General features: G+C 34.5%; 20 protein-coding genes and 1 pseudogene. 10 read left to right on the top strand and 11 right to left on the bottom strand.

Annotation, left to right across the window (positions count from 1 at the left end; all coding sequences use genetic code 11):
• Window positions 1-29: 29 nt before the first annotated feature.
• The 7 genes from ABXQ82_RS16415 (at window position 30) to ABXQ82_RS16385 (ending at window position 7,708) form a co-directional block, all read left to right on the top strand.
• Entirely contained in the window at window positions 30-1,298 is a 1,269-nt protein-coding gene (locus tag ABXQ82_RS16415) for a 3-phosphoshikimate 1-carboxyvinyltransferase (protein WP_367062270.1), read from the top strand.
• A 165-nt stretch (window positions 1,299-1,463) separates the two neighbouring features.
• A complete protein-coding gene (gene queA, locus ABXQ82_RS16410; RefSeq protein WP_367062267.1) occupies window positions 1,464-2,513 on the top strand; it encodes a tRNA preQ1(34) S-adenosylmethionine ribosyltransferase-isomerase QueA in 1,050 nt (349 codons plus the stop codon).
• Between the two features lie 336 nt (window positions 2,514-2,849).
• Window positions 2,850-3,890, top strand: coding sequence for a 23S rRNA (adenine(2503)-C(2))-methyltransferase RlmN (rlmN, locus tag ABXQ82_RS16405; RefSeq protein WP_367062264.1), 1,041 nt, complete (start codon window positions 2,850-2,852; stop codon window positions 3,888-3,890).
• A 128-nt stretch (window positions 3,891-4,018) separates the two neighbouring features.
• Window positions 4,019-5,647: a choice-of-anchor J domain-containing protein gene (locus ABXQ82_RS16400; RefSeq protein WP_367062261.1), complete on the top strand. Its 1,629-nt coding sequence runs from the start codon at window positions 4,019-4,021 to the stop codon at window positions 5,645-5,647.
• A 196-nt stretch (window positions 5,648-5,843) separates the two neighbouring features.
• Window positions 5,844-6,821 carry a polyprenyl synthetase family protein gene (locus ABXQ82_RS16395; protein ID WP_367062259.1) on the top strand — a complete coding sequence of 326 codons (978 nt, stop codon included), beginning with the start codon at window positions 5,844-5,846 and terminating at the stop codon, window positions 6,819-6,821.
• 326 nt (window positions 6,822-7,147) lie between these two features.
• Complete coding sequence (locus ABXQ82_RS16390) at window positions 7,148-7,390, top strand: hypothetical protein (RefSeq protein WP_367062256.1); 243 nt, start codon at window positions 7,148-7,150, stop codon at window positions 7,388-7,390.
• A 9-nt stretch (window positions 7,391-7,399) separates the two neighbouring features.
• The gene (locus ABXQ82_RS16385; RefSeq protein WP_367062253.1) at window positions 7,400-7,708 is read left to right on the top strand and encodes a hypothetical protein; all 309 of its coding nucleotides are present in this window, start codon (window positions 7,400-7,402) and stop codon (window positions 7,706-7,708) included.
• Window positions 7,709-7,779: 71 nt separating this feature from the next.
• Here the strand turns inward: ABXQ82_RS16385 and ABXQ82_RS16380 are convergent, their stop codons facing one another.
• The 3 genes from ABXQ82_RS16380 to ABXQ82_RS16370 are packed head-to-tail and all read right to left on the bottom strand — an operon-like array spanning window position 7,780 to window position 11,123.
• On the bottom strand, window positions 7,780-8,721 hold the full coding sequence (locus ABXQ82_RS16380; RefSeq protein ID WP_367062250.1) for a transglutaminase family protein: 942 nt from the start codon (window positions 8,719-8,721) through the stop codon (window positions 7,780-7,782).
• Window positions 8,722-8,732: 11 nt separating this feature from the next.
• Entirely contained in the window at window positions 8,733-9,659 is a 927-nt protein-coding gene (locus tag ABXQ82_RS16375; protein ID WP_367062247.1) for an alpha-E domain-containing protein, read from the bottom strand.
• Between the two features lie 21 nt (window positions 9,660-9,680).
• A complete protein-coding gene (locus ABXQ82_RS16370) occupies window positions 9,681-11,123 on the bottom strand; it encodes a circularly permuted type 2 ATP-grasp protein (protein ID WP_367062244.1) in 1,443 nt (480 codons plus the stop codon).
• 257 nt (window positions 11,124-11,380) lie between these two features.
• Between ABXQ82_RS16370 and ABXQ82_RS16365 the strand changes: the two genes are divergently transcribed.
• The 3 genes from ABXQ82_RS16365 to ABXQ82_RS16355 are packed head-to-tail and all read left to right on the top strand — an operon-like array spanning window position 11,381 to window position 13,831.
• Entirely contained in the window at window positions 11,381-11,956 is a 576-nt protein-coding gene (locus ABXQ82_RS16365) for an RNA polymerase sigma factor (RefSeq protein ID WP_367062241.1), read from the top strand.
• Window positions 11,943-12,698, top strand: a complete 756-nt coding sequence (locus ABXQ82_RS16360; RefSeq protein ID WP_367062238.1) for a hypothetical protein — start codon at window positions 11,943-11,945, stop codon at window positions 12,696-12,698. The genes ABXQ82_RS16365 and ABXQ82_RS16360 overlap by 14 nt, the downstream gene beginning before the upstream one ends.
• A gap of 50 nt (window positions 12,699-12,748) precedes the next feature.
• Window positions 12,749-13,831 (top strand): hypothetical protein, encoded by a 1,083-nt coding sequence (locus ABXQ82_RS16355; RefSeq protein WP_367062235.1) that lies wholly within the window; start codon window positions 12,749-12,751, stop codon window positions 13,829-13,831.
• A 43-nt stretch (window positions 13,832-13,874) separates the two neighbouring features.
• Here the strand turns inward: ABXQ82_RS16355 and rodA are convergent, their stop codons facing one another.
• The 8 genes and pseudogenes from rodA to ABXQ82_RS16315 form a co-directional block, all read right to left on the bottom strand.
• Window positions 13,875-15,149 carry a rod shape-determining protein RodA gene (gene rodA, locus ABXQ82_RS16350; RefSeq protein WP_367062232.1) on the bottom strand — a complete coding sequence of 425 codons (1,275 nt, stop codon included), beginning with the start codon at window positions 15,147-15,149 and terminating at the stop codon, window positions 13,875-13,877.
• Window positions 15,146-17,092, bottom strand: a complete 1,947-nt coding sequence (mrdA, locus tag ABXQ82_RS16345) for a penicillin-binding protein 2 (protein ID WP_367062229.1) — start codon at window positions 17,090-17,092, stop codon at window positions 15,146-15,148. The genes rodA and mrdA overlap by 4 nt, the downstream gene beginning before the upstream one ends.
• On the bottom strand, window positions 17,089-17,595 hold the full coding sequence (gene mreD, locus ABXQ82_RS16340; protein ID WP_367062226.1) for a rod shape-determining protein MreD: 507 nt from the start codon (window positions 17,593-17,595) through the stop codon (window positions 17,089-17,091). Before mreD ends, mrdA begins: the two co-directional genes overlap by 4 nt.
• Window positions 17,588-18,409 (bottom strand): rod shape-determining protein MreC, encoded by an 822-nt coding sequence (mreC, locus tag ABXQ82_RS16335; protein ID WP_367062223.1) that lies wholly within the window; start codon window positions 18,407-18,409, stop codon window positions 17,588-17,590. The genes mreD and mreC overlap by 8 nt, the downstream gene beginning before the upstream one ends.
• Window positions 18,410-18,595: 186 nt before the next feature.
• Entirely contained in the window at window positions 18,596-19,624 is a 1,029-nt protein-coding gene (locus ABXQ82_RS16330; protein WP_367062220.1) for a rod shape-determining protein, read from the bottom strand.
• Between the two features lie 177 nt (window positions 19,625-19,801).
• Complete coding sequence (purH, locus tag ABXQ82_RS16325) at window positions 19,802-21,334, bottom strand: bifunctional phosphoribosylaminoimidazolecarboxamide formyltransferase/IMP cyclohydrolase (protein ID WP_367062217.1); 1,533 nt, start codon at window positions 21,332-21,334, stop codon at window positions 19,802-19,804.
• Between the two features lie 234 nt (window positions 21,335-21,568).
• Window positions 21,569-21,670, bottom strand: a pseudogene (locus ABXQ82_RS16320) (GAF domain-containing protein); the annotation flags it as partial.
• Between the two features lie 76 nt (window positions 21,671-21,746).
• Window positions 21,747-22,202 carry a GAF domain-containing protein gene (locus ABXQ82_RS16315; protein WP_367062214.1) on the bottom strand — a complete coding sequence of 152 codons (456 nt, stop codon included), beginning with the start codon at window positions 22,200-22,202 and terminating at the stop codon, window positions 21,747-21,749.
• Between the last annotated feature and the right edge of the window lie 38 nt (window positions 22,203-22,240).

Genomic DNA, 22,240 nt, shown 5'->3' with positions numbered 1-22,240 from the left:
CAAGCTTTAAGGAGCAAGACAATTTTACAATGAATATCACACTTCACAAATCAAAAATCGTAAATCGTAAATCTGAAATTAAAATAACAGGCTCTAAGAGTGAGTCGAATAGGTTATTATTGTTGCAGGCATTATTTCCAGAATTTGATTTAAAAAATGTCTCAAATTCAGATGATAGTAAGTTAATGGCAAAGGCCTTAGCTTCAAATGATGAACTTGTAGATATTTATCATGCAGGAACGGCAATGCGTTTCTTAACAGCCTATTTTTCGGTACAGGAAGGACGAGAAACTATGCTCACAGGTTCTAAACGCATGAAAGAACGCCCAATAAAAATTTTAGTAGATGCCTTGAGAGAACTAGGTGCAGAAATAAGTTATGTCGAGAACAACGGATTTCCACCAATAAGATTAAAAGGAAAGAAACTTACCAAAAATAAAGTGTCCTTAAAAGCAAATGTAAGTAGCCAGTATATCTCTGCATTATTATTAATTGCTTCAAAATTAGAAAATGGAATAGAATTAACTTTAGAAGGCGATATCACATCTGTACCATACATCAACATGACATTGAGCTTGTTAAATGAAATAGGTATTAAAACATCTTTTGAAAATAACGTGATTACTGTGTACCCTTCAAACGAAAAACTAAAACCTAAAACATTAACTGTAGAGTCCGATTGGTCTTCAGCATCCTATTATTTCAGTATTGCTGCCATTAGCGAAGTTGGTACAGAAATCACATTGTCTTCCTATAAAGAAAACTCGTTACAAGGCGATTCCTGTTTAGTTGACATCTATAAGCATTTTGGTGTAACTTCAACATTCAAGCAGAATAGCATCACACTAAAAAAAGAAGCTTCAGAATTAAAACCATTGACGCTAGATTTAAAAAACGCACCAGATATCGCACAAACCATAGCAGTAACCTGTTTCGCTTTAGGAATTCCATGTGATTTAACAGGGCTTCACACCCTAAAAATAAAAGAAACCGACAGACTTGTAGCCCTAAAAACCGAAATCGAAAAATTTGGTGGTAAAGTTGATATTACAGATAAATCGTTACACCTAAAATCAAATACACTTTTTGAATCTGATTCACGTAAGAGTTCCCCTCCCATCGAGGGGTTAGGGGAAGCTGTTTCTGTTGCGACTTACCACGACCATAGAATGGCTATGGCATTCGCTCCTTTAGCATTAAAAACTTCAATGGTTGTAGAAGATGCCATGGTCGTTTCAAAATCTTATCCAACTTTTTGGGAAGATTTAAAATCAATTGGTTTTAAAATTACTTCTTAATATAATTTGAATTTAGCATCCATTATTTTAAAGTTTATTGAGTTATTACAATAATAATTACCCATTTACTTGACAACCCCTATCTTCAGATTGTATATTTGTATCCTTTATAATATGAAAGAGTGATTTTAAACTCTAAACATATAAACCTTTAAACTTTTATAAATGAAATTATCGCACTTTGGTTTTGAGTTACCAGATGAATTGTTAGCAGAATATCCTTCAGAAAATAGAGATGAATCTCGCTTAATGGTTTTAAATAGAAAAGACAAAACCATAGAACACAAGCAGTTCAAGGATATTATCAATTATTTTGAGGAAGACGATGTTATGATACTAAATAACACCAAGGTATTTCCTGCAAGATTGTATGGTAACAAAGAGAAAACAGGCGCAAGAATAGAAGTGTTTTTGTTAAGGGAATTAAACGCAGAACAACGCCTTTGGGACGTGTTGGTAGATCCAGCAAGAAAGATAAGAATAGGTAATAAACTCTATTTTGGGGAAGACGAAAATTTAGTTGCTGAGGTTATTGATAACACAACCTCTAGAGGACGTACCTTACGTTTTTTATATGATGGTTCTTATCAAGAATTCAGAATAAAATTGAATGAATTAGGACAAACACCGTTGCCAAAGTACATCAAGAGGGATGTAGAGCCCGAAGATGAGCACAGATACCAAACCATTTTTGCCAAAAATGAAGGCGCTGTTGCCGCTCCAACGGCAGGGTTGCACTTTTCAAAACATTTGTTAAAACGCCTTGAAATTAAAGGTGTAAACTTCGCAGAAGTTACACTTCACGTTGGTTTAGGGACCTTCAACCCTGTCGAGGTAGAAGATTTGTCCAAACACAAAATGGATAGCGAAGAAATTGCAATTGAAGCAGAAGCAGTTAAGATCATCAACGAAGGTATCAAAAGAAAAAAGCGCGTATGTGCAGTGGGTACAACTGCTATGCGTACCATAGAAAGTGCGGTGTCTTCAAGCGGTTTATTAAACGAAAGAGACGGTTGGACCAATAAATTCATATTCCCTCCATACGAGTTTAGTATCGCAAATTGTATGATTACCAATTTCCACACGCCAAAATCTACTTTAATGATGATGGCTTCAGCTTTTGCAGGTCACGATTTTATGATGGAAGCCTATCAAGTAGCCATAAAAGAGAAATACAAATTCTACAGCTATGGCGACGCCATGTTAATTATATAAGCCAATAATTGGCACTAAATATTAAAATTAAGCCTCTTTTATAAGAGGTTTTTTTTGTGCTGAATTTATTTCAGTATTTAGGGCGTTATCCAAAAGGGTCAGGCTTTCCGCTATACTTGCCTGCAGGCTGTTCTTTTTAAAAGCGTCATTACGAGGAGTGGGCGACGTGGTAATCTTTGAAATTATAGGCGAAAACTAAATGTATTATAATTTGTTTAAAAAAGAATGCTCCCGAAATTTCGGGACAATCCTTAACGCGGGCTTCGTCTATTTAATCATAATTCGTAATTCAAAAAGCATAATTCGTAAATCGATTCACTATTTTTGCAATCGCAAATGAATACTATTAAAAAAGACATACGAGCATTAACTAAAGAACAGTTAAGGGATTTCTTTGAAAGTCAGGGAGATAAAGCCTTTCGTGGCAATCAAGTTTATGAGTGGCTCTGGCAAAAAGGAGCGCATACTTTTGAGGCGATGACAAACATCTCAAAAGAAACCCGACAAATGCTGGAAGCTAATTTTGTGATCAATCACATTCGTGTAGATACCATGCAACGCAGTAACGACGGCACCATTAAAAACGCAGTACGCCTGCATGATGGTCTAATCGTGGAATCTGTTTTAATCCCAACGGCATCCCGAACTACAGCATGTGTGTCCAGTCAAGTAGGCTGTAGTTTAGATTGTAGGTTTTGTGCAACGGCGCGTTTAAAGCGTATGCGAAATCTTAATCCAGATGAAATTTACGATCAAGTAGTTGCCATAGATAGCGAAAGCAAGTTATATCATAATCGCCCATTAAGTAATATTGTGTTTATGGGCATGGGAGAACCGTTAATGAACTACAACAACGTACTAAAGGCCATAGACAAAATAACATCGCCCGAAGGCTTAGGGATGTCCCCTAAACGCATTGTAGTCTCGACATCAGGAGTGCCAAAAATGATAAAGAAAATGGCAGATGACAATGTAAGATTTAAACTGGCAGTATCCTTACATTCCGCAATAGATGAGGTGCGGACTTCCATTATGCCGTTTAACGAAACCTTTCCCTTAGCAGATTTAAGAGAGGCATTGGAATATTGGTACGCCAAAACAAAAAACACAATTACTTACGAGTATGTAGTTTGGGAGGGGATAAACGATCAACGAAAAGATGTGGATGCCTTAGTGCAGTTTTGCAAATTTGCCCCAAGTAAAGTCAATCTTATAGAATATAATCCTATAGACGATGGCGAGTTTCAGCAAGCAAAATCTGAAGCCATAGACATGTATCAAAAAGTTCTGGAAGCCAACAACATAACTGTAACTATTCGCCGAAGTAGAGGTAAGGATATAGATGCGGCTTGTGGGCAATTGGCAAATAAAAGTTAAATTTCTCTTAGAAATATTTTGGGATGAGTTGTTGAGACGTCATTTTTTTTAGATTTTTAAATCACTTCCACTCGAATAATTATATTATTCTTATATTTAAATGATTAGTTAATTTAAAAATCAACCTTATGAAAAAAAAACTACTTCTATTTTTAGCGTTTTTGCCTCTATTATCTTTCGGACAAACCCTTTTTAGTGAAGATTTTGAAACTATAACAGATTTGCCTACTGAAGGATGGACACTACATAACGATTCCAACACACCTAATGGTACTTATGCCACAATTTTTACTGATGCATGGGCTATTTTTGGTTGGGCTGAAGAAAATGGTAATACTACTGCTTCTACCACTTCTTGGTTCAATCCTGCTGGTGTAGCAGACCGTTGGTTGGTAACTCCTGCCATAACTATTCCATCTGGGGCAGATGCCACTTTAACTTTTAAAATAAGATCTCATGATGATGCTGCCTTTGCTGATGGTTACACACTCAAGCTTTCAACTACGGGAGCTACCAAAGCAAACTTGTCAACCGATTTGTTAACAGTAGCAAATGCACCTAATGATATTATTGCTAATGTTACCACTACTGTTGTAGATTTAAGTGCTTATGCAGGTCAAACTATTCATCTGGCTTGGGTAAATAATTTTAATGATGGTAATTTGCTTAGTGTTGATGATATTACTGTCACACAAGGTTGCTCTATTGTTGCAGGATTAAGTTTTGATGCTTTCAACGATACATCAGCAAATATCTCATGGGGTAATACAGGGGATTTTGAAATTGAATATGGCGAATTTCCATACACTCAAGGAGGCGGTGGTAGTACAGCAACAGTTACGGGTGGTAGTTCTTATTCAGTAACAGGTTTAAGTGGTGGGACTTCTTATAATGTGTTCGTTAGAAAAAATTGCGGTGGTGGTGATTTTGGTCCATGGGGAGAAGTTATAATAGGTACAAGTCCATCTCCCATATCGTCCTTTCCATATAACGAAAGTTTTGAGCCAGATGCAAACCAAGCTTTACTTTTAAATTTTGGTATTAACTTTGCCGGAACTGGAGCCTGGAATTATGGAGTAGATGATACAACAGATGGAGATACTACAAACGATTTTGCATCTGATGGCTTAAGGTACTTTTTTTCAAATAATACAACAACTACAACAGACGCCGATGCTTGGTTATATATAGGTCCTTTTAATTTATCAAATGGCCAAGAATATACCTTCACATTTCAGCAAAGAAACCTAGGTGTTTCTTCCTCTACAAGACCTAACAAAGATTTAGAGGTGTCAGTTGCTACCACACCTGATAATACAACTGATAATATAATCCTTACGCTAGATGATTTAGATAATATTGCTTACCAGCTTAGGCAAGCAACTTTCGCGCCAACAACAAATGGCAATTATTATTTCGGGATACATGATAAATCTTCTTTTTTAGCTACGGCTACTGTTGGGAATTCTGCATTTATCGATGTAATTAATGTAACTTCATCGTTAAGCTTAATAGATTTTAATAAAGTTATCACATCTATTTCGCCAAATCCTACGAGTAATGAATTTCAAATTAATTTTGGTTCTTTGGCTGATGTAAGAAGCATTGATATTACACTATCAGATATTAATGGAAGATTAGTGAAACAATTTAAAGTTCAAAACTCTTATAATATTTCCGATCTTAATACAGGTGTTTATATCCTAAAAATTACTGACGGATTGAGCTATCATATTCAGAAATTAATAAAAAATTAATAGCACAATACTGTAATTTAAAAAAACCATTTTCATCTGAAAATGGTTTTTTTAAATTTTAATAATGCGCTAAGTCTTATCCCAAATATTTTTCAGAGCAACAACTTAAATTTCTTTTGAGCTTATTTATGTTGAAATCCCCAATATTGATTGTAGTTTTGTGAAATACTAGTAAAAATATTTTATCAATTTCTGAATGAAAGTAGTAGAACAAATAAAGCATCCAATAGCTTATGAAATGGAACTTTTTGAGCAAAAGTTCCTGCTTTCCATGTCTAGTAAAGTGGCTTTGTTAAACAGAATTACGCATTACATCGTAAACCGAAAAGGAAAACAAATGCGGCCAATGTTTGTGTTTTTGGTTGCTAAAATGGTATCTGAAGGCGAAGTGAGTGAACGTACTTATAGAGGCGCATCAGTTATAGAATTGATTCACACCGCTACACTAGTTCATGATGATGTGGTTGATGATAGTAACCGCCGTAGAGGATTCTTTTCGGTAAACGCACTTTGGAAAAATAAAATTGCGGTTTTAATTGGTGATTATTTGTTGTCGAAAGGCCTATTGTTGTCTATTGATAATAACGATTTTGATTTATTGAAAATCATTTCAATCGCAGTACGCGAAATGAGTGAGGGCGAATTACTTCAAATAGAAAAAGCCCGTAAATTGGACATTACCGAAGCTGTTTATTACGAAATTATCCGTCAAAAAACAGCAACACTAATTGCAGCCTGTTGTAGTCTAGGTGCTGCTTCTGTAAAACCAGAATCTCAACATGTGGACACCATGCGAAAGTTTGGTGAATTAATTGGAATGGCATTTCAAATAAAAGATGATTTATTTGATTATGGCGAAACAAAAATCGGTAAACCAACAGGTATCGACATTAAAGAACAAAAGATGACCTTGCCTTTAATCCATGTCTTAAATAACGCCGATAAAAAGGAAAAGAAATGGCTCATCAACTCTATTAAAAATCATAATAAGGATAGCAAACGCGTTAAGGAAGTGATTGCTTTTGTAAAAGATAATGGCGGTTTGGATTATGCCATTGGTAAAATGAAACAATTTCAAGCTGAAGCCTTACAATTACTGCAAACGTATCCAGATTCTAAATATAAAAATTCACTAGAACTTATGGTGAATTATGTGATTGAGAGAAAGAAGTAAATCTGTGGTTTTTGGAGGTTTTTTTAGCTCAGCACAGCTATGAGTTAACTGTAGTTTTTGTACATTTAATCTTAAATTTGAAAGTTTGTATTTATGTTAACATTTAATCGTTCTGGATTATTGGTTCCCGATAATAAAATCAATTCAACGATACAAGAGTTAGAAAACGAATTTGTATCAAATATACCAACGGTTAGAAGGAAAGGAATTTTTGATTCATATGTTAAATATAATAAAGATTTTAAAAACTTTGTAACTTAGAGGAATTACATCAATGGGTTAATGGTTCTTATGTTACAAAAAAAGATAATCCAGGCGATATTAATTTGGTAACATTTTTAGATTATAAAACTATTGAGCAACTGGGTTCAAAATTAGATGATTTTAAATTTCCCAATTCAGAAATGATTTATGGTGTTGATGCATATGTCATAGAGGTATATCCAGAAAACCATGAATTCAGATATAGATATGTAAGCGATAGGGCTTATTGGGTAGATAGATTTACTAAGACAAGAAGAATTCGTGGAAATAGATTGGCAAAAGGTTTTTTAGAAATTAAATATTAATTTGATTATATGAAAGATAATAAGTTATATAGTATTTTAGACCTAATTGAAGAAATCAGTAAGGTTGATAAAATGATAGACTTGCATCGTAATTCAGATTCGGTTTTAATGTTAAATCAATATAAAAATCAAAAATTAAAATTAAGTAATTATTTACTTAAGGAGCTTTTAACAAATAGCAACAATAGATCTGAAGTTATGCATATCATAAAGCTTTTTATCGAAAAGTTTTTTGTTAATGAAATTAACCATTTGAAGTTTGATGAGAATGATAGTTTGAAAAAAATAGAGAACGTTTTTAACGAAAATTACAGCTAATAATTCCCTAATAAAAATCATTTTAATTTACAGAACCTGAGCTAAACAAATTTAGATGAATAGAGTCACCATTACTGCTGTTGCTGCATCATTTGTATATTACGCTTGTAGCTATTACTGGCATCTGTAGTTGTTTTGTTTGTTTCTAATGTAATTGCTTTATTGGTCTTGCTGGTTTTAACTGAAACTATAATTTGCATTTCAGCTTCAACAGTACCTTTAAAAATACCTTTTACGGGAGAGCAATCGTCGTAATTTCTACCAATTGCCAATCGTACATGGTTTTCGTTTGCTATGGCATTGTTTGTTGGGTCAATACCCAGCCAGCCATAAAACGGAATATAAGCCTCAATCCAAGCATGGGTTGCACCTTCGCCACGTGTTATATCATTATTCGGACAAATATAACCACTTACATATCGCGCTGGAATCCCGAGCATTTTTACCATCTGTAATAACACATTTGTAAAATCTTGGCAAACACCTGCTTTCAGTTTCCAAGCCTCTTCCAATGGGGTATATACATCTGTAATACCAGCTTTATATTCAAAATTGTTATACACATATTCACAGAGTTCAAGCACAGCTTTATAAGGCGATTTTGTTTTAAGCTTCTGGTCTAGAATGAAATCAGAAATATCTTCGCTACCACTAAAAGGTCTATGTCTGGTAAAATCTATAAAATCAATCGTGTTTTTTATGCGTTTCAATTCGCTCCATTGGTCAGCGTTACTAACACTATCATCTGGAAATAGTTTGTCTTTAGTAATCACTTCAATTTCAGACGTAATAATCAATTCTTCATGTGGTTCTGTGACCATAAACGTACCCACCCTATTGCCATAAAAATCGATAAACGTTTCTAAAAAAGGATTTTTTGTAATCGATATTAAATGTGAAATCACTTTTTGATGGTCATCATTTATGGGGTGCAGCCTAGTTAAGGTGGCACCGTCTATTACAGGGTTGCTGTAAGTGTATTTAGTGATATGTTTAATAAAAAAAGTAGCCATAAAGCTTGGTATCAATTGTTTTGTGAAAAGTAAACTGCATTAATATTTAAAGAGATATTCCTAATATCTTCTTTAATATCATATATAAAATTATTTAAGCCCTGTGCCTTTATGTTTTCAATAGTGGTGTATTTTATAGTGCTTTCGAGTTTTCCTAACAAGAAATTAATATTATTTGATTCTAACTCATTACTTTCAATCAATTGGTTAATATGTCGGCTTAATTTATTGATACAATAATAAACTGAACGCGGAAATAATTCATCTTGAAAAACCATTCTGATAACATGCTCTTCAATAAAAGTGGATTTATGCGTTTTTAAATACAATTGATAACCACCTACGGACAGCAACAGATTTTTCCAATAAAAACTTTTTTCTAAATTATCAGTAGTATTATCTATTTCAATGAGTTTTAACGCTGTAAAATCAGAAATAAGAATAACCCGTTCTAAAAATTTCCCCACGTTCATAAAATAGTATGAAGCGCCTCGTTCTTGTGTAATATCCTCAGTACCATAATATATCAAATGGTGCTTTCTGAGGTCTTCTAAAAACTGAACGGGATCTTCCTCTTTAAGTTTTTTTGGTAAATCTTTGTCTGAAAGGTACAGATAATAATTATTAATACATAGCCAAAGTTCTCTAGAAATATGTTCTTGCACACTTCGGGCATTTTCCCTTGCCTTTGTGACCAAGTTTAAAATAGAATTGGAATTATCGTCACTAAACACCATATATTCAATACATTCTATAGCATCTTCAGTATAGAACTCATTATCATAAGCCGTGAAGTTTTTTATAATTGGCGACCATGAAAATAGCTCTGGAGAATCTTGGTTGGCATAAAAATTTACTTTTAGTAAACTCAAAATGCCATTACCACGTTCCATATATCTATCTAACCAAATCAGGTTATTTGCTACTCTACTTAACATACATTTACTGTTTTATTAGATTTATTCTAGAACCCAGGTGTCTTTACTCCCACCGCCTTGCGAACTGTTTACCACCAACGACCCTTTTTTAAGCGCCACTCTTGTTAATCCGCCTGGGCAGATGTCAATGCCATCTCGTCCAGAAAGCGCAAAGGGTCTTAAATCGATACACCTAGGCGATAATTTACCATCAATATAACACGGTGCCGTTGAGAGTCTTAAAATAGGTTGGGCTATGAAGTTTTCGGGCTTTTTCTTAACATTAGCAAGATAATCTTTGATGTCTTCATCTGAAGCTTCATGCCCCATTAGCATACCATAGCCACCACTACCATCGGTTTTTTTAATGACCATATCCTTTATGTTCTTGGTCACATAATCAAGTTCGTCCGGTCTTCCTAATTGGTAAGTTTCAATATTTTTTAAAATAGGCTCTTCATCTAAATAATATTTTATCATATCTGGCACATAAATATAAATGGCCTTATCATCAGCAATTCCAGTACCTGGTGCATTTACAATATTAACATTGCCTTTTCTGTAAGCTGCCATAATGCCTCCAACACCTAAAGTACTTTTGGCATTAAATTCCAACGGATCTAAAAAATCGTCATCAACACGTCTGTAAATCACATCTACTTGTTTTAGGCCGTTAGTTGTTTTCATGAACACAAAATGGTCTTTAACAACCAAATCGCTGCCTTCAACCAATTCAATACCCATTAATCTTGCTAGGGTTGTATGCTCGTAATATGCAGAGTTGTAAATCCCAGGGGTTAACAATACTATATTTGGGTTTGCTTTATCTGATAGCCCTTTTAATTTCTTATGGAGCATATTAGGATAATCGGATACCGAACGCACATTGTTCTGTGGCAGAATACCAGGAAATAAGCGCTTGGAAATTTCCCTGTTTTCAAGCATATAGCTGACGCCAGAAGGTGTTCTTAAATTATCTTCAAGCACATAAAATTCGCCATCGTTGTTTCTAATTAAATCTACTCCAGAAATGTGGACATAAACATCATGGGGTACTTTTACGCCTTTCATCTCACGTAAAAAATTAGGGCAGGAGTAAATTAATTCGCCCGGAATAATGCCGTCTTTTATAACAAATTGCTCATTATAAATGTCTTTAATAAATAGATTGAGCGCTTTAAGTCGTTGCTTTATACCTTTTTCAATTTTATCCCATTCCTTGGCAGTTATTATTCTTGGAACAATATCAAAAGGAAATATTTTTTCAATCCCCTCATTATCACTATAAACGGTAAAAGTCACACCCTGACTCATAAACAATTGTTTAGAGAGGTCTTCTTTTTTAGTCAATTTATCGGGCGATGTATTTTCTAAATATTTTATAAACCCTTGGTATTGAGATCTAAAGTCTGCACTATCGTTATACATTTCATCCCAGGTTTTGGGAAGTTTATCATATGAGGAAAATAAGTTATTGTTGTTCATAAAATACAAGTATATCACCAAATATAGTCATTTGATGAAAGATATTTAGCTGTTTAAGTATTTAAGTGAATAAAATTCAATATTTATCAAAATTTGATAAAAATCACTCAGATTTTTTGAGTGGAACTAAATTTTAAAAAGCTTTTGGTACGAGGTAAATAATTTATTTATAACTAGTGTATGTCTAAATTTATAAAAAAAATAAATTCCAGACAACCATTTGCATAAAATTTGCGTCTTTATAGATAGAAGCCAAAATGAACCCATTTTTGAAAGTTGTTCAACTGCATAAAAACGAAACAGTATTGATAAAAAAAGCGATTAAAAATAATCGTGAAGCACAACATGTCTTGTTTGAAACGCATGCGCCAAAAATGTTGAGTGTTTGTAGGTATTATATAAAAGATGTGCAGCAAGCAGAAGAAGCCATGTTGAACGGTTTTTTTAAAGTGTTTTCAAATTTGAAAAGTTTTAAAAGTGAAGGGAGTTTTGAAGGATGGATAAGGCGCATCATGATTAGGGAATCGATTTCATACTTAAGGCAAAAAAAAAGTGTTGACTTTTTATATGAAGACGATTGTATTTCGAAGGATTATACTAATACTATTCAAACGGATTTAGAAGTTAACGACATTCAAAAACTGATTGACAATTTGCCCGAAGGTTACAGAATGGTATTCGTCATGTATGCCATAGAAGGCTATAGGCACAGCGAAATTGCAGCACTTTTAGATGTTAGCGAAGGCACATCAAAGTCGCAACTTTTCAAAGCACGCAAAATGCTTCAAGAGCAATTAAAAAAAATAAACAAAACGAGTTATGGCACCCATTAAATTTGAAGACGATTTTAAAGAAAAGTTAGATAAACGCACCATAGCACCATCAAACGAAGCTTGGGAAAAATTATCAGAACGCTTGGATAGTGTGGACGATAGCAGGAACACTAATAGGTTTTGGTGGATAGGTATTGCCGCCAGTATTATAGGTGCATTCTTTGTTGTATCTCAATTTATGAACAATGAGACTCTAACTGATGCGCCAATTGTTGTTGATGCGCCAGAAAACGTTGAAACTTCGGAAGAAAAATCAATTATCAATCAGAAAGAACTACAAGACAATGAAACAACAGTGGCTCTTGAAGAAATTGAGACTGATAAAAATACAACTTCAAATATGAATAAGCCCAAGACGCTTTTAAAAGAAACTCCAGTTCAATTGGCAGAAGAAAAGGTACTTCCAAAGTTTAAAAAAGATATTGAAGTTTTACAGGATAAAAAAACAGTCGAATTAACTTTTGAAACAGAAAAAGCTCAAGAAGTGGCAAGCATCATCAACACAATTAATGAAAATCAAAAGGGCGTATCTGATGCTACCATCGATTCACTTTTAAAACAAGCCCAAAGAGACATTTTGTTACACAGAATGAAAGGCGAAGACCAAGTTTTGGCAGATGCTGCTTTGTTGTTGCAAGAAGTGGAATTTGAACTGGACGCGTCTTTTAGAGATAAAGTATTTAAAGTTTTAAAAGACAGCTATGGTACTGTTAAAACCGCAATTGCACAGCGTAACGAATAAAAATAAATAAAGCAATCATCAATCATATTTCAATCAAAAAACGAACAGTCATGCAAACAATCACAAAGTACTTAGTGCTATTAATTTTAAGCTTAAATGCGCACTTGATCGCTGCACAGGATAGCATCCCAAAACAGGTCAATGAAAGCGAAATAGAAGAATTAAAAATAGCGATTTCTAAAATTGAAGCCGAAGAAAAAGCACATTTAAAAGCGGAAGTAGAAGCTATTGATTTAAGGCTAAATAAGGGGGAAATCACGTTGGAAGAAGCCAAAAAACTTAAATTGGCTATGGCTAAAAAGCGGGCATTAAATATAGAGAACCGTGTTGCTATTTTAGAAAATAAAATTTCCTTATTAGGTAGAAATCCAGAGATGTCTTCATCTGATGAAAATGAAATGGTATTTAGAATTGGAGGAAGTGAAGGCGGAGAAACTAGCTTTGTTTATTTTGGAAAACAAGAGGATGACAGACCAAAGCACAGAAAATACGATAGACGTACAAAAAGTGATTTTGTATTAGCATTTGGCTTAAACAATGCCGTTATAGAAGGTCAAAGTTTAGATGATTCTCCATATAAAATTGGGGGTTCCCGCTTTTTTGAAATGGGTTGGGCTTGGAAAACACGTGTATTTAAAAACTCAAATTTTGTGAGATTTAAACATGGTGTTTCATTGCATATTAACGGACTAAAGCCAGACGACAATCAATATTTTGTTAAGAGCGGTAATCAAACCCTATTAGAAGAGTTTCCTGAAAATTTGAGAAAGTCAAAATTATCCATTACCAATCTTGTGTTTCCTGTGCATTTTGAATTTGGACCCTCAAAGAAAATAGAAAAAGACACTTATTTTAGATATTCAACTAAAAATAAATTTAAATTCGGAATAGGTGGTTATGGCGGTTTTAATATAGGGACACGTCAAAAATTAAAGTATGATTTAGATGGAGAACGCATAAAGGATAAACAGAAGCGCGGTTTTAATACCAGTAATTTAGTGTATGGTCTAAGTACTTATTTAGCATTTGGTGATACAGCTTTGTACGTTAAATATGATTTGTCGCCTATTTTTAAAGATCAACTTGTAGATCAAAATAATATATCAATTGGTGTTAGGTTTGACATGGATTAGTCAGAAATTAAAAACCAATTCCACAACAAAAGAGGATTAAGGCCTACCATTCGTTGATTCTGTTGGAATCTAATTTGATGAAAATAAACAGTAAAATCGTGAATGCCCAAAGACCTGAACCACCGTAACTAAACATGGGTAGCGGAATACCAATGGTTGGAATTAAGCCCATAACCATACCTATATTTATAAAAAAGTGCATAAAGATAATAGCTGCGACGCCATAACCATATACCCGACTAAACTGCGATTTTTGTAATTCTGCCAAATGCAGCACTCTGATGATAAGCAATACAAATAAAACAACAACGAACGTGCTTCCCAAAAAGCCCCATTCTTCGCCTACGGTACTAAAAATATAATCGGTATGTTGTTCTGGTACAAATTTCCCTGTTGTTCTGGTGCCTTGTAAAAAGCCTCTTCCGGTAAACCCTCCAGAGCTGATAGCTTTTTCGGATTCATTGAGGTTGTAGGCAAATGTGCGTTTCATTTGCTCTAATTTTTGTGGGTCTTTTTCCAATCTCAACCATAAACTGATACGGTCTTGTTGGTGCGGTTTTAAAATGCTTTCATAAAAGAATTTCACGCCAAAAGAAAGTGCTGTGCTTATACCAATAATAAACAAGATTTGAAGCAGGCGCATTTTCTTCCTATTGAAGAAATATACGATCAGGCAAATAACACCAACAATGGATGCTATTATAGGTGCGCCGAATTTTAACGAAAAAACAGCTATTAGAATTAGAGACAGTCCAATATAAAGATAGATTTTAGGCAGGCCTTCTCTGTACAATACAAAAAAGAACGCCCCATAAACTACGGTGCTTCCCGTGTCATTTTGTAGCAATACAAGAAGTGCAGGAATAACAATTAAGGTAAATGTGCGCAGTTGATCTCCCAGATTATTAATATCAGTATTAAGGTCGCTCACATATTTGGCAACGGCTAGGGCAGTAGCGGCTTTGGCAAACTCGCTGGGTTGGAGTGTCATTCCTCCAATAGCATACCAAGAGGTGGCCCCATTTACGTTTTTTCCGAAGATAAATAATCCTACCAAAGACAGCATGGACACTATATAAATAACACTTGAAAAACGTTCGTAAAACTTAGCATCTATAGACAAAAGCAGGACTATTAAAACAAAAGAGAGAAAAATAAAAGCCAACTGTTTTCCGTAAGGTTGTGAGAAATCAAGGTAATTGATATCGGTGCCAATATGAGAAGCAGATAAAATATTAAGCCATCCAAATCCCGTCAATAGTAGAAAAAGGATAATGGTTATCCAATCAAATTTAAAATATCTATTCGTTTCTCTCACTCTATGTTTATTGGTCTGTTAAGTTTTTTTGCACGTTCTTTAAGACGGTGGTATTCCTGTTCATCTACAACTTGTAGTTGCGTTTCGCCATTAATTCTAAATGATTCTCCAGAGTATGGTTTTGCATATTCGTTTTCTAAACTGTGCCTTAAAATCCAATCTTCTAAATCGGTTCTGGTAATACTGCCTCTAATATATTTTTCAATCATTAAACTTGCCATTTTACCGGCAAACCTGCTTCCCCAATACCCATTTTCAACAAATATAGCTAAGGCAATTTTAGGATTGTCTTTTGGGGCAAATGCCACAAAAATAGAATGGTCTGTCAATTGTGTTTTTACGCTATCAATTTTTATAAAGTTTTCGGCAGTTCCTGTTTTACCGCAAATATCGATGCCTTTTACTTTAAGCGATGCTGCTGTTCCTTTGTTAAAAACATCAAACATACCTTGAATAGCAGGTTCAAAATGGGCTTTATCTATTGTGGTATATTTTCGGGTTGTGTAATTTGAATCAATAGTATCGCCTTCTATAGCTTTAATAATGTGTGGGGTATAATAATGCCCCCTGTTTGCGATGGCGGCTACCATGTTAGCCAATTGAATTGGTGTTGCTTCAACTTCGCCTTGTCCAATGGCATTTGAGATATTATAAGTTGCTGCCCATCTATTTTTGCCATACCACTTATCGTAAAAATCGCCATCAGGAATACGTCCTTTATTGCCTATTTTTAAATCGTAGCCCAAATAATTTCCCAATCCAAAACTCTTTACGTGGTCGCTCCAAACGTCCATGCCTTCATGTGGGGTGTCATATTTTTCAATAATGCGTCTGTAAACATTGGCAAAATAAGCGTTACAGGACTGCGCAATCCCATCGTTCATGTTTAATGGTGTTCTGTGATGGTGACACCCTGTTAATCTCCTGCTACCAAGGTAATAGCCCATTCTACACCCAAATTTCTCTTCGGTGGTCACTACATTTTCTTGCAGACCAATTAGTGCATTCAAAACTTTAAAAGGAGATCCAGGAGGGTATTGCGCTTTTAAACCCCGGTCAAAAAGAGGTTTTGCAATCGTGTCGTAATATAGTTTTGTGAAATTTCTAGACCGCGCTCTCCCAACCAGTAAATTAGGATTGTATGAAGGGGCGGAAACCATAGTTAATATTTCTCCAGTACTAGGTTCAATAGCGATGATACCACCACGTTTATTTTTCATCAATAATTCGCCATATGCCTGAAGTTGCGCATCTATAGTAATTGTAATATCCTTTCCTTGCTCTGGTATGGTATCGAAAATGCCACCCTTGTAAGGACCAATATCTCGATTGAACCTATCTTTCTGGATAAACTTTATGCCTTTTACACCGCGCAAGGTTTTTTCATAGGAAGCTTCAACACCTTGATTTCCAATTAAATCACCCATTCTGTAGGATGGGTTTCTCTGTATAATTCTGTTGTTTACTTCTCCAATATCACCTAAAACATTAGCGCCAATAGTCGTATTATAATTTCGTAAAGAGCGTTTCTGGATGTAAAACCCCTTAAATTTTCGCATTTTTTCTTGCAAAACTGCATAATCCTCTTTGGATAAATGTGAAACGAAAACCGACTCTAAACGTGGGGAATAATGTCTGGCTCTTTCATATTTTTTTATGAAATCTTCTTTATCTATTTTTAGAAGATTGCAAAACTCCAAAGTGTCTAGGGGTTCTACTTCACGGGGAATTATCATCACATCATAAGAAGGCTGATTGGATACTAAAAGTTGTCCGTTTCTGTCGTAAATAAAACCTCTTTTTGGTAAATCGAATACTTTTCGAAGTGCATTATCTTCGTATAAATTATCTGAGCTTCCTTTATAGATTTGAAGGTAAAACAGCCTGCCTATAAAAGTGAAACCGCATAGGATAACTATTAGGAAAAGAAGAAATTGTCTCATTTAGTTTTCCGACTAAAAATAATTGATAGTAACGTTATCATTAAGATAGTAAATATTCCTGAGAATAACGTTTTTTGGAGTATAGATAGTATTCCAGAAATATTAAAAATTTCTAAAGAAAACAGAATGAAATGATGAATGAAGGTTAATAACGCTACGTACACTAATTTTGCTCCAAAATCGGTGTTATCAAATTTTACGTGATTGTGCTCGTACATGGTGCCAAAAGCAAACTTTAAAAATACAGGTCTTATATAGGCTATTAATACTGATGCCGCAGCATGTATCCCTCCAGAATCTGAAAACATATCTACAGTTAAACCTAAAATAAAACTTATGAAAATGAATACTATCCGATCGTTTTTTACCGGATAAAACAAGATGAATAAAATATAGACATAAGGATTGATATTACCCAAAAAGTTGATATGGTTGAATAGTATCACCTGAAAGAATACAAGGGCAATAAACCGAAAAATATGTCCTGTTGCTAAACTATTCATTGGTGCTTTCTAGTAAGGATTCAATCTCTTCTTTATCGGTGTTTTCGATGATATAGACATGTTCTAAATTCGTCATATCGTTAAACAATCTCACATTTATGTCATAGAAATTTTCGGCAGCATCCAGTTTAAAATCTTCAACGATACCAATTTGAATGCCCTTAGGAAAAATTGACGAACGCCCTGAAGTAATAATGGTGTCTCCTTGCATGACACCTGCTATTTTTTCAACATCTGTCAGTTGCACAATTTGAGGCGAATTCCCATCCCATTTTAGTGTTCCAAAATGATTGGTTCTTTTTAATAGTGCACTTATTTTGCTACTCGTGTTTAAAATTGAAATAACAGTAGCGTAATTGGCTGAAGTCTTATCTATAATCCCCACTAAACCGCGTTGAGACCTTACGCCAAGATCTTCTTTAATACTGTCATTTCTGCCTTTGTTAACCAATAAATAATTATTAGTTGCAGCATAACTGTTTCTGATCACATTTGCTGATGTAAACTTATATTGTTGCTTGAAGTTCACACTATCTTTAAATGCCGAATCTGAATCAATTTCATAGTTAAGTAATAATTCGTTGAGTCGATTATTCTCTTCAGCAAGTAATTGATTTTGAGATTTTAAATTGAAATAGGAACTGATATTGTTCACCGAATTATAAACACCACCACTTAAAAAATTAGCAGAGTTTACAAATTTACTTTTATGATAAGAATGAGACTGAATTGTAAATAAGATCGAAATACAAAAGAGCAACAAGAACAACAAAAAGTTTTTGTTCCTTATTATGAAATTAATAATCTGTTGCATGGGTTATACCAATTGAATTTTAAAATGATGTATAAATAAATTGAATTATTTTTTGATTAGTCAAGGCGAAAAATTTAATCATAGCATTAGTTACGATTACATTTTTAAACGAAGAATAAGCAAAAAAGAAACGATTTATATGCATTATTTTGAGGTTTAATTGGTATAAGTAGCCCTATTTGTACTTTACTTAATCAATACACTTTTGTATTTAGGTAAATTTTTAAGTGTAATTCCTGTACCTCTAACTACAGCACGTAAAGGGTCTTCAGCAATATAAACAGGTAAGTCTGTTTTTAGGGACAAGCGTTTATCTAGACCACGCAGCATAGATCCACCACCTGCTAAATAAATACCCGTATTATAAATATCGGCAGCCAATTCTGGCGGTGTTTGGGATAATGTTTCCATAACCGCATCTTCAATACGTAAAATAGATTTATCTAAAGCTTTTGCTATTTCGCGATAGGAGATAGACACCTGCTTTGGTTTTCCTGTCAATAAATCACGCCCTTGAACGCTCATATCTTCTGGAGGTAATTCTAAATCTTCGGTAGCAGCACCAATCTGTATTTTTATTTTTTCCGCAGTACGCTCTCCAACATAAAGGTTGTGTTGTGTGCGCATGTAATACACAATATCATTGGTAAATACATCACCTGCAATTTTTACAGATTTGTCACAAACAATGCCGCCAAGGGCAATTACCGCAATTTCGGTAGTACCACCACCTATATCCACAACCATGTTTCCTTTTGGTTGCATAATGTCAACGCCAATACCAATAGCTGCAGCCATTGGTTCGTGAATCAAGTACACTTCTTTACCATTAACTCGTTCTGCACTTTCTTTTACTGCACGCATTTCTACTTCTGTAATTCCAGAAGGAATACAAATTACCATGCGTAATGCTGGGGTAAAAAACTTCTTTTTTAAAGCCGGTATGTTTTTAATAAACATACTTATCATTTGCTCAGACGCATCAAAATCTGCAATTACACCATCTTTTAGAGGGCGAATTGTTTTGATATTCTCATGGGTTTTTCCTTGCATTAAACTGGCTTCCTGACCAACAGCAATAATTTTGCCCGAAACTCTATCGCGAGCCACTATGGACGGTGCATCAACAACAACCTTGTCGTTATGGATAATCAATGTATTTGCAGTACCTAAATCTATGGCTATATCCTCGGTTAGGAAGTCAAAAAATCCCATGGGCTATTAAAATTTTTTAGTGGTTTAAAACGAATCCCGTAAATGTAATAAAACTTCATAAATATATGAGTTATTAAGGGCTTCAAAAAATGATTTAAACAAATGTAACTGAACTTTATACGTCTTTCGTCGGTTTTTAGACTTTTAGCCTAGGTGTTTAAACGACTGAATTAGCTGTTAATGCTTAAAATGACGCGTGCCGGTCATGACCATTGCAACCCCATTTTCATTACAATAATCAATACTCAATTGATCTTTTATAGAACCACCTGGTTGAATTACTGCCGCAATTCCTGCGTTTTTAGCAATTTCCACACAATCTGGAAACGGGAAAAATGCATCACTTGCCATAACCGCTCCGTTTAAATCGAACTTAAATGTACCTGCTTTATGTATGGCTTGTTCCAAAGCGTCAACACGACTGGTTTGTCCTGTTCCGCTAGCACATAATTGTTTGTTTTTAGCTAAAACAATAGTATTAGATTTTGTGTGCTTGCAAATTTTAGACGCAAAAATTAAATCATCAATTTGAGATGGAGTAGGTGCCGTATTGGTTACGTTTTTCAAACCTTCAGCAGTATCAGTGATGTTATTTCTATCTTGAACCAAGACACCATTTAAACAACTTCTTACGTTTGTGTTAGGCATTTCAATATCGTGAATGACTAATAAAATGCGGTTCTTTTTCCCTTTCAGAATTTCTAACGCTTTCGCAGAAAAAGAAGGTGCAATAACTACTTCACAGAACAGTTTGTGAATTTCCTCGGCAGTAGCTTTGTCAATTTCTTTGTTACTGATTAAAACACCGCCAAAAGCCGAAACAGGATCGCCAGCTAAAGCGTCGATATAAGCTTGGTGTAATGTGTCGCGTTGTGCTAAACCACATGCATTGTTATGTTTTAGGACAGCAAAGGTTGGTGCGTCGTTTTTAAATTCCAACATTAAATTTACGGCCGCATCAACATCTAAAAGGTTGTTGTAGCTCAATTCTTTTCCGTGCAATTTTGTGAATAACTCATCAAAATCTCCAAAGAAAAATCCTTTTTGGTGTGGGTTTTCGCCGTAGCGCAACACCTTTCCGTTAGTTTTGCTTATTTTTAAAACTGCTTCGTTATGGTCTTTATTGAAATAATTGAAAATAGCAGTATCATAATGAGAGGATACATTGAATGCTTTTCCGGCAAAACGTTTTCTATCTTCTTCTGAAATAGAACCGTTGTTAGCAGAAATCAAATCTAAAAACTCCGCATAATCATCAACAGAAGACACACAAATTACATCGGCATAATTTTTAGCTGCCGCACGAATTAAAGAAATACCACCTATATCTATTTTTTCAATAATATCTTGATTGCTTGCACCCGAAGCAACAGTTTTTTCAAACGGATATAAATCAACGATGACCACATCAATTTGAGGGATTTCAAATTCTGCCAATTCAGCAACATCGCCATCGTGGTTTTGTCTGTTTAAAATACCACCAAATACTTTAGGGTGTAATGTTTTTACGCGACCACCTAAAATAGAGGGATACGAGGTTACATCTTCAACAGGAACAACATTTACGCCTAAATCGTTAATAAATTTCTCGGTACCACCAGTAGAATAAATGGTTACACCTTGCTTGTCCAATTCTTTGACTATTGGCTCTAAACCGTCTTTACTAAATACCGAAATTAGTGCAGATTTAATTGTTTTTTCGTTGCTCATTGTGTTGTTTGCTTTAAAGAAATTTAAGTGTTTCTCGCTTAGGTTTTTAAATATTTGCAAAAGTAGTTATTTCCTTTAAAAAGTAAACTGGAGAAACCTTAAAAAAGATATGATTTTTTAACGAAAATGACAAGTTGTTAACAGAGCGCCAAATTCCAAACAAAAATAGATTCCAAATTCCAAAATTGAAGTTTATGGAATTTTTGGGGTTTGTGATTTTAAAAATTAGAACTTTCAAGAAAGTATTTCAGAAACTTTCTTGTTTACAAACTCCAAAAACCGTTCGTCAACCTCAGTAAATGGGTTGGCCGTATTAGAATCAATATCAATCTGACCAAAAGTGTTTTTAAGATTTTCAGACCCTTCAGGTTTTTAAAACCTGAAGGGTCTTATTTAGCATCAGACTTTCAGATTAAAGTATTGTTGCCACCTTCTCACAAACAAACTCCAAAAACCGTTCGTCAGCCTCACTAAATGGGTCAGGTGTATTAGAATCTATATCAATCTGACCAATATTTTTACCATTCACAAAAACAGGAACCACAATTTCAGCTTTCACGGTAATGCTACACGCGATATAATTATCTTGGGTAGTAACATCTGGTACTACAAAATTTTGATTGCTTACAGCTACTTGTCCGCAAATGCCTTTTCCAAACGGAATCACGGTATGGTCTGTTGGCGCACCAACATAAGGGCCTAAAAGTAATTCTTCCTTAGTACCATTTCTAAAATAAAACCCCACCCAATTGTAATGCTCGATATGTTTTTCGAGCAATTCACAGATTTCTAAAAGACGCTCGTTAACTGTTTTTTCAGTATTTAAAATGATGGTCTCAACTTGTGGTTTTAGTTGTTCAAAAATCATAGTTTCAAAAGTTTTGGCAAAAGTATTTAAAAAGGCTT

Origin of the sequence: Algibacter sp. 2305UL17-15, assembly GCF_040720935.1 — a bacterium.
GTDB lineage: Bacteria > Bacteroidota > Bacteroidia > Flavobacteriales > Flavobacteriaceae > Jejuia.
This window is presented reverse-complemented; position numbering and strand designations above follow the sequence as displayed.

Excerpts from the sequence above, each read along its gene's own strand:
- ABXQ82_RS16365 (WP_367062241.1), top strand. The coding sequence starts at position 11,381 with ATGAACCCATTTTTGAAAGTTGTTCAACTGCATAAAAACGAAACAGTA.
- mreC (WP_367062223.1), bottom strand. The coding sequence starts at position 18,409 with ATGCAACAGATTATTAATTTCATAATAAGGAACAAAAACTTTTTGTTG.
- rlmN (WP_367062264.1), top strand. The coding sequence starts at position 2,850 with ATGAATACTATTAAAAAAGACATACGAGCATTAACTAAAGAACAGTTA.
- ABXQ82_RS16330 (WP_367062220.1), bottom strand. The coding sequence starts at position 19,624 with ATGGGATTTTTTGACTTCCTAACCGAGGATATAGCCATAGATTTAGGT.
- ABXQ82_RS16385 (WP_367062253.1), top strand. The coding sequence starts at position 7,400 with ATGAAAGATAATAAGTTATATAGTATTTTAGACCTAATTGAAGAAATC.
- ABXQ82_RS16400 (WP_367062261.1), top strand. The coding sequence starts at position 4,019 with ATGAAAAAAAAACTACTTCTATTTTTAGCGTTTTTGCCTCTATTATCT.
- ABXQ82_RS16415 (WP_367062270.1), top strand. The coding sequence starts at position 30 with ATGAATATCACACTTCACAAATCAAAAATCGTAAATCGTAAATCTGAA.
- ABXQ82_RS16355 (WP_367062235.1), top strand. The coding sequence starts at position 12,749 with ATGCAAACAATCACAAAGTACTTAGTGCTATTAATTTTAAGCTTAAAT.
- queA (WP_367062267.1), top strand. The coding sequence starts at position 1,464 with ATGAAATTATCGCACTTTGGTTTTGAGTTACCAGATGAATTGTTAGCA.
- ABXQ82_RS16395 (WP_367062259.1), top strand. The coding sequence starts at position 5,844 with ATGAAAGTAGTAGAACAAATAAAGCATCCAATAGCTTATGAAATGGAA.
- ABXQ82_RS16375 (WP_367062247.1), bottom strand. The coding sequence starts at position 9,659 with ATGTTAAGTAGAGTAGCAAATAACCTGATTTGGTTAGATAGATATATG.
- ABXQ82_RS16315 (WP_367062214.1), bottom strand. The coding sequence starts at position 22,202 with ATGATTTTTGAACAACTAAAACCACAAGTTGAGACCATCATTTTAAAT.
- mreD (WP_367062226.1), bottom strand. The coding sequence starts at position 17,595 with ATGAATAGTTTAGCAACAGGACATATTTTTCGGTTTATTGCCCTTGTA.
- ABXQ82_RS16360 (WP_367062238.1), top strand. The coding sequence starts at position 11,943 with ATGGCACCCATTAAATTTGAAGACGATTTTAAAGAAAAGTTAGATAAA.
- mrdA (WP_367062229.1), bottom strand. The coding sequence starts at position 17,092 with ATGAGACAATTTCTTCTTTTCCTAATAGTTATCCTATGCGGTTTCACT.
- purH (WP_367062217.1), bottom strand. The coding sequence starts at position 21,334 with ATGAGCAACGAAAAAACAATTAAATCTGCACTAATTTCGGTATTTAGT.
- ABXQ82_RS16370 (WP_367062244.1), bottom strand. The coding sequence starts at position 11,123 with ATGAACAACAATAACTTATTTTCCTCATATGATAAACTTCCCAAAACC.
- ABXQ82_RS16380 (WP_367062250.1), bottom strand. The coding sequence starts at position 8,721 with ATGGCTACTTTTTTTATTAAACATATCACTAAATACACTTACAGCAAC.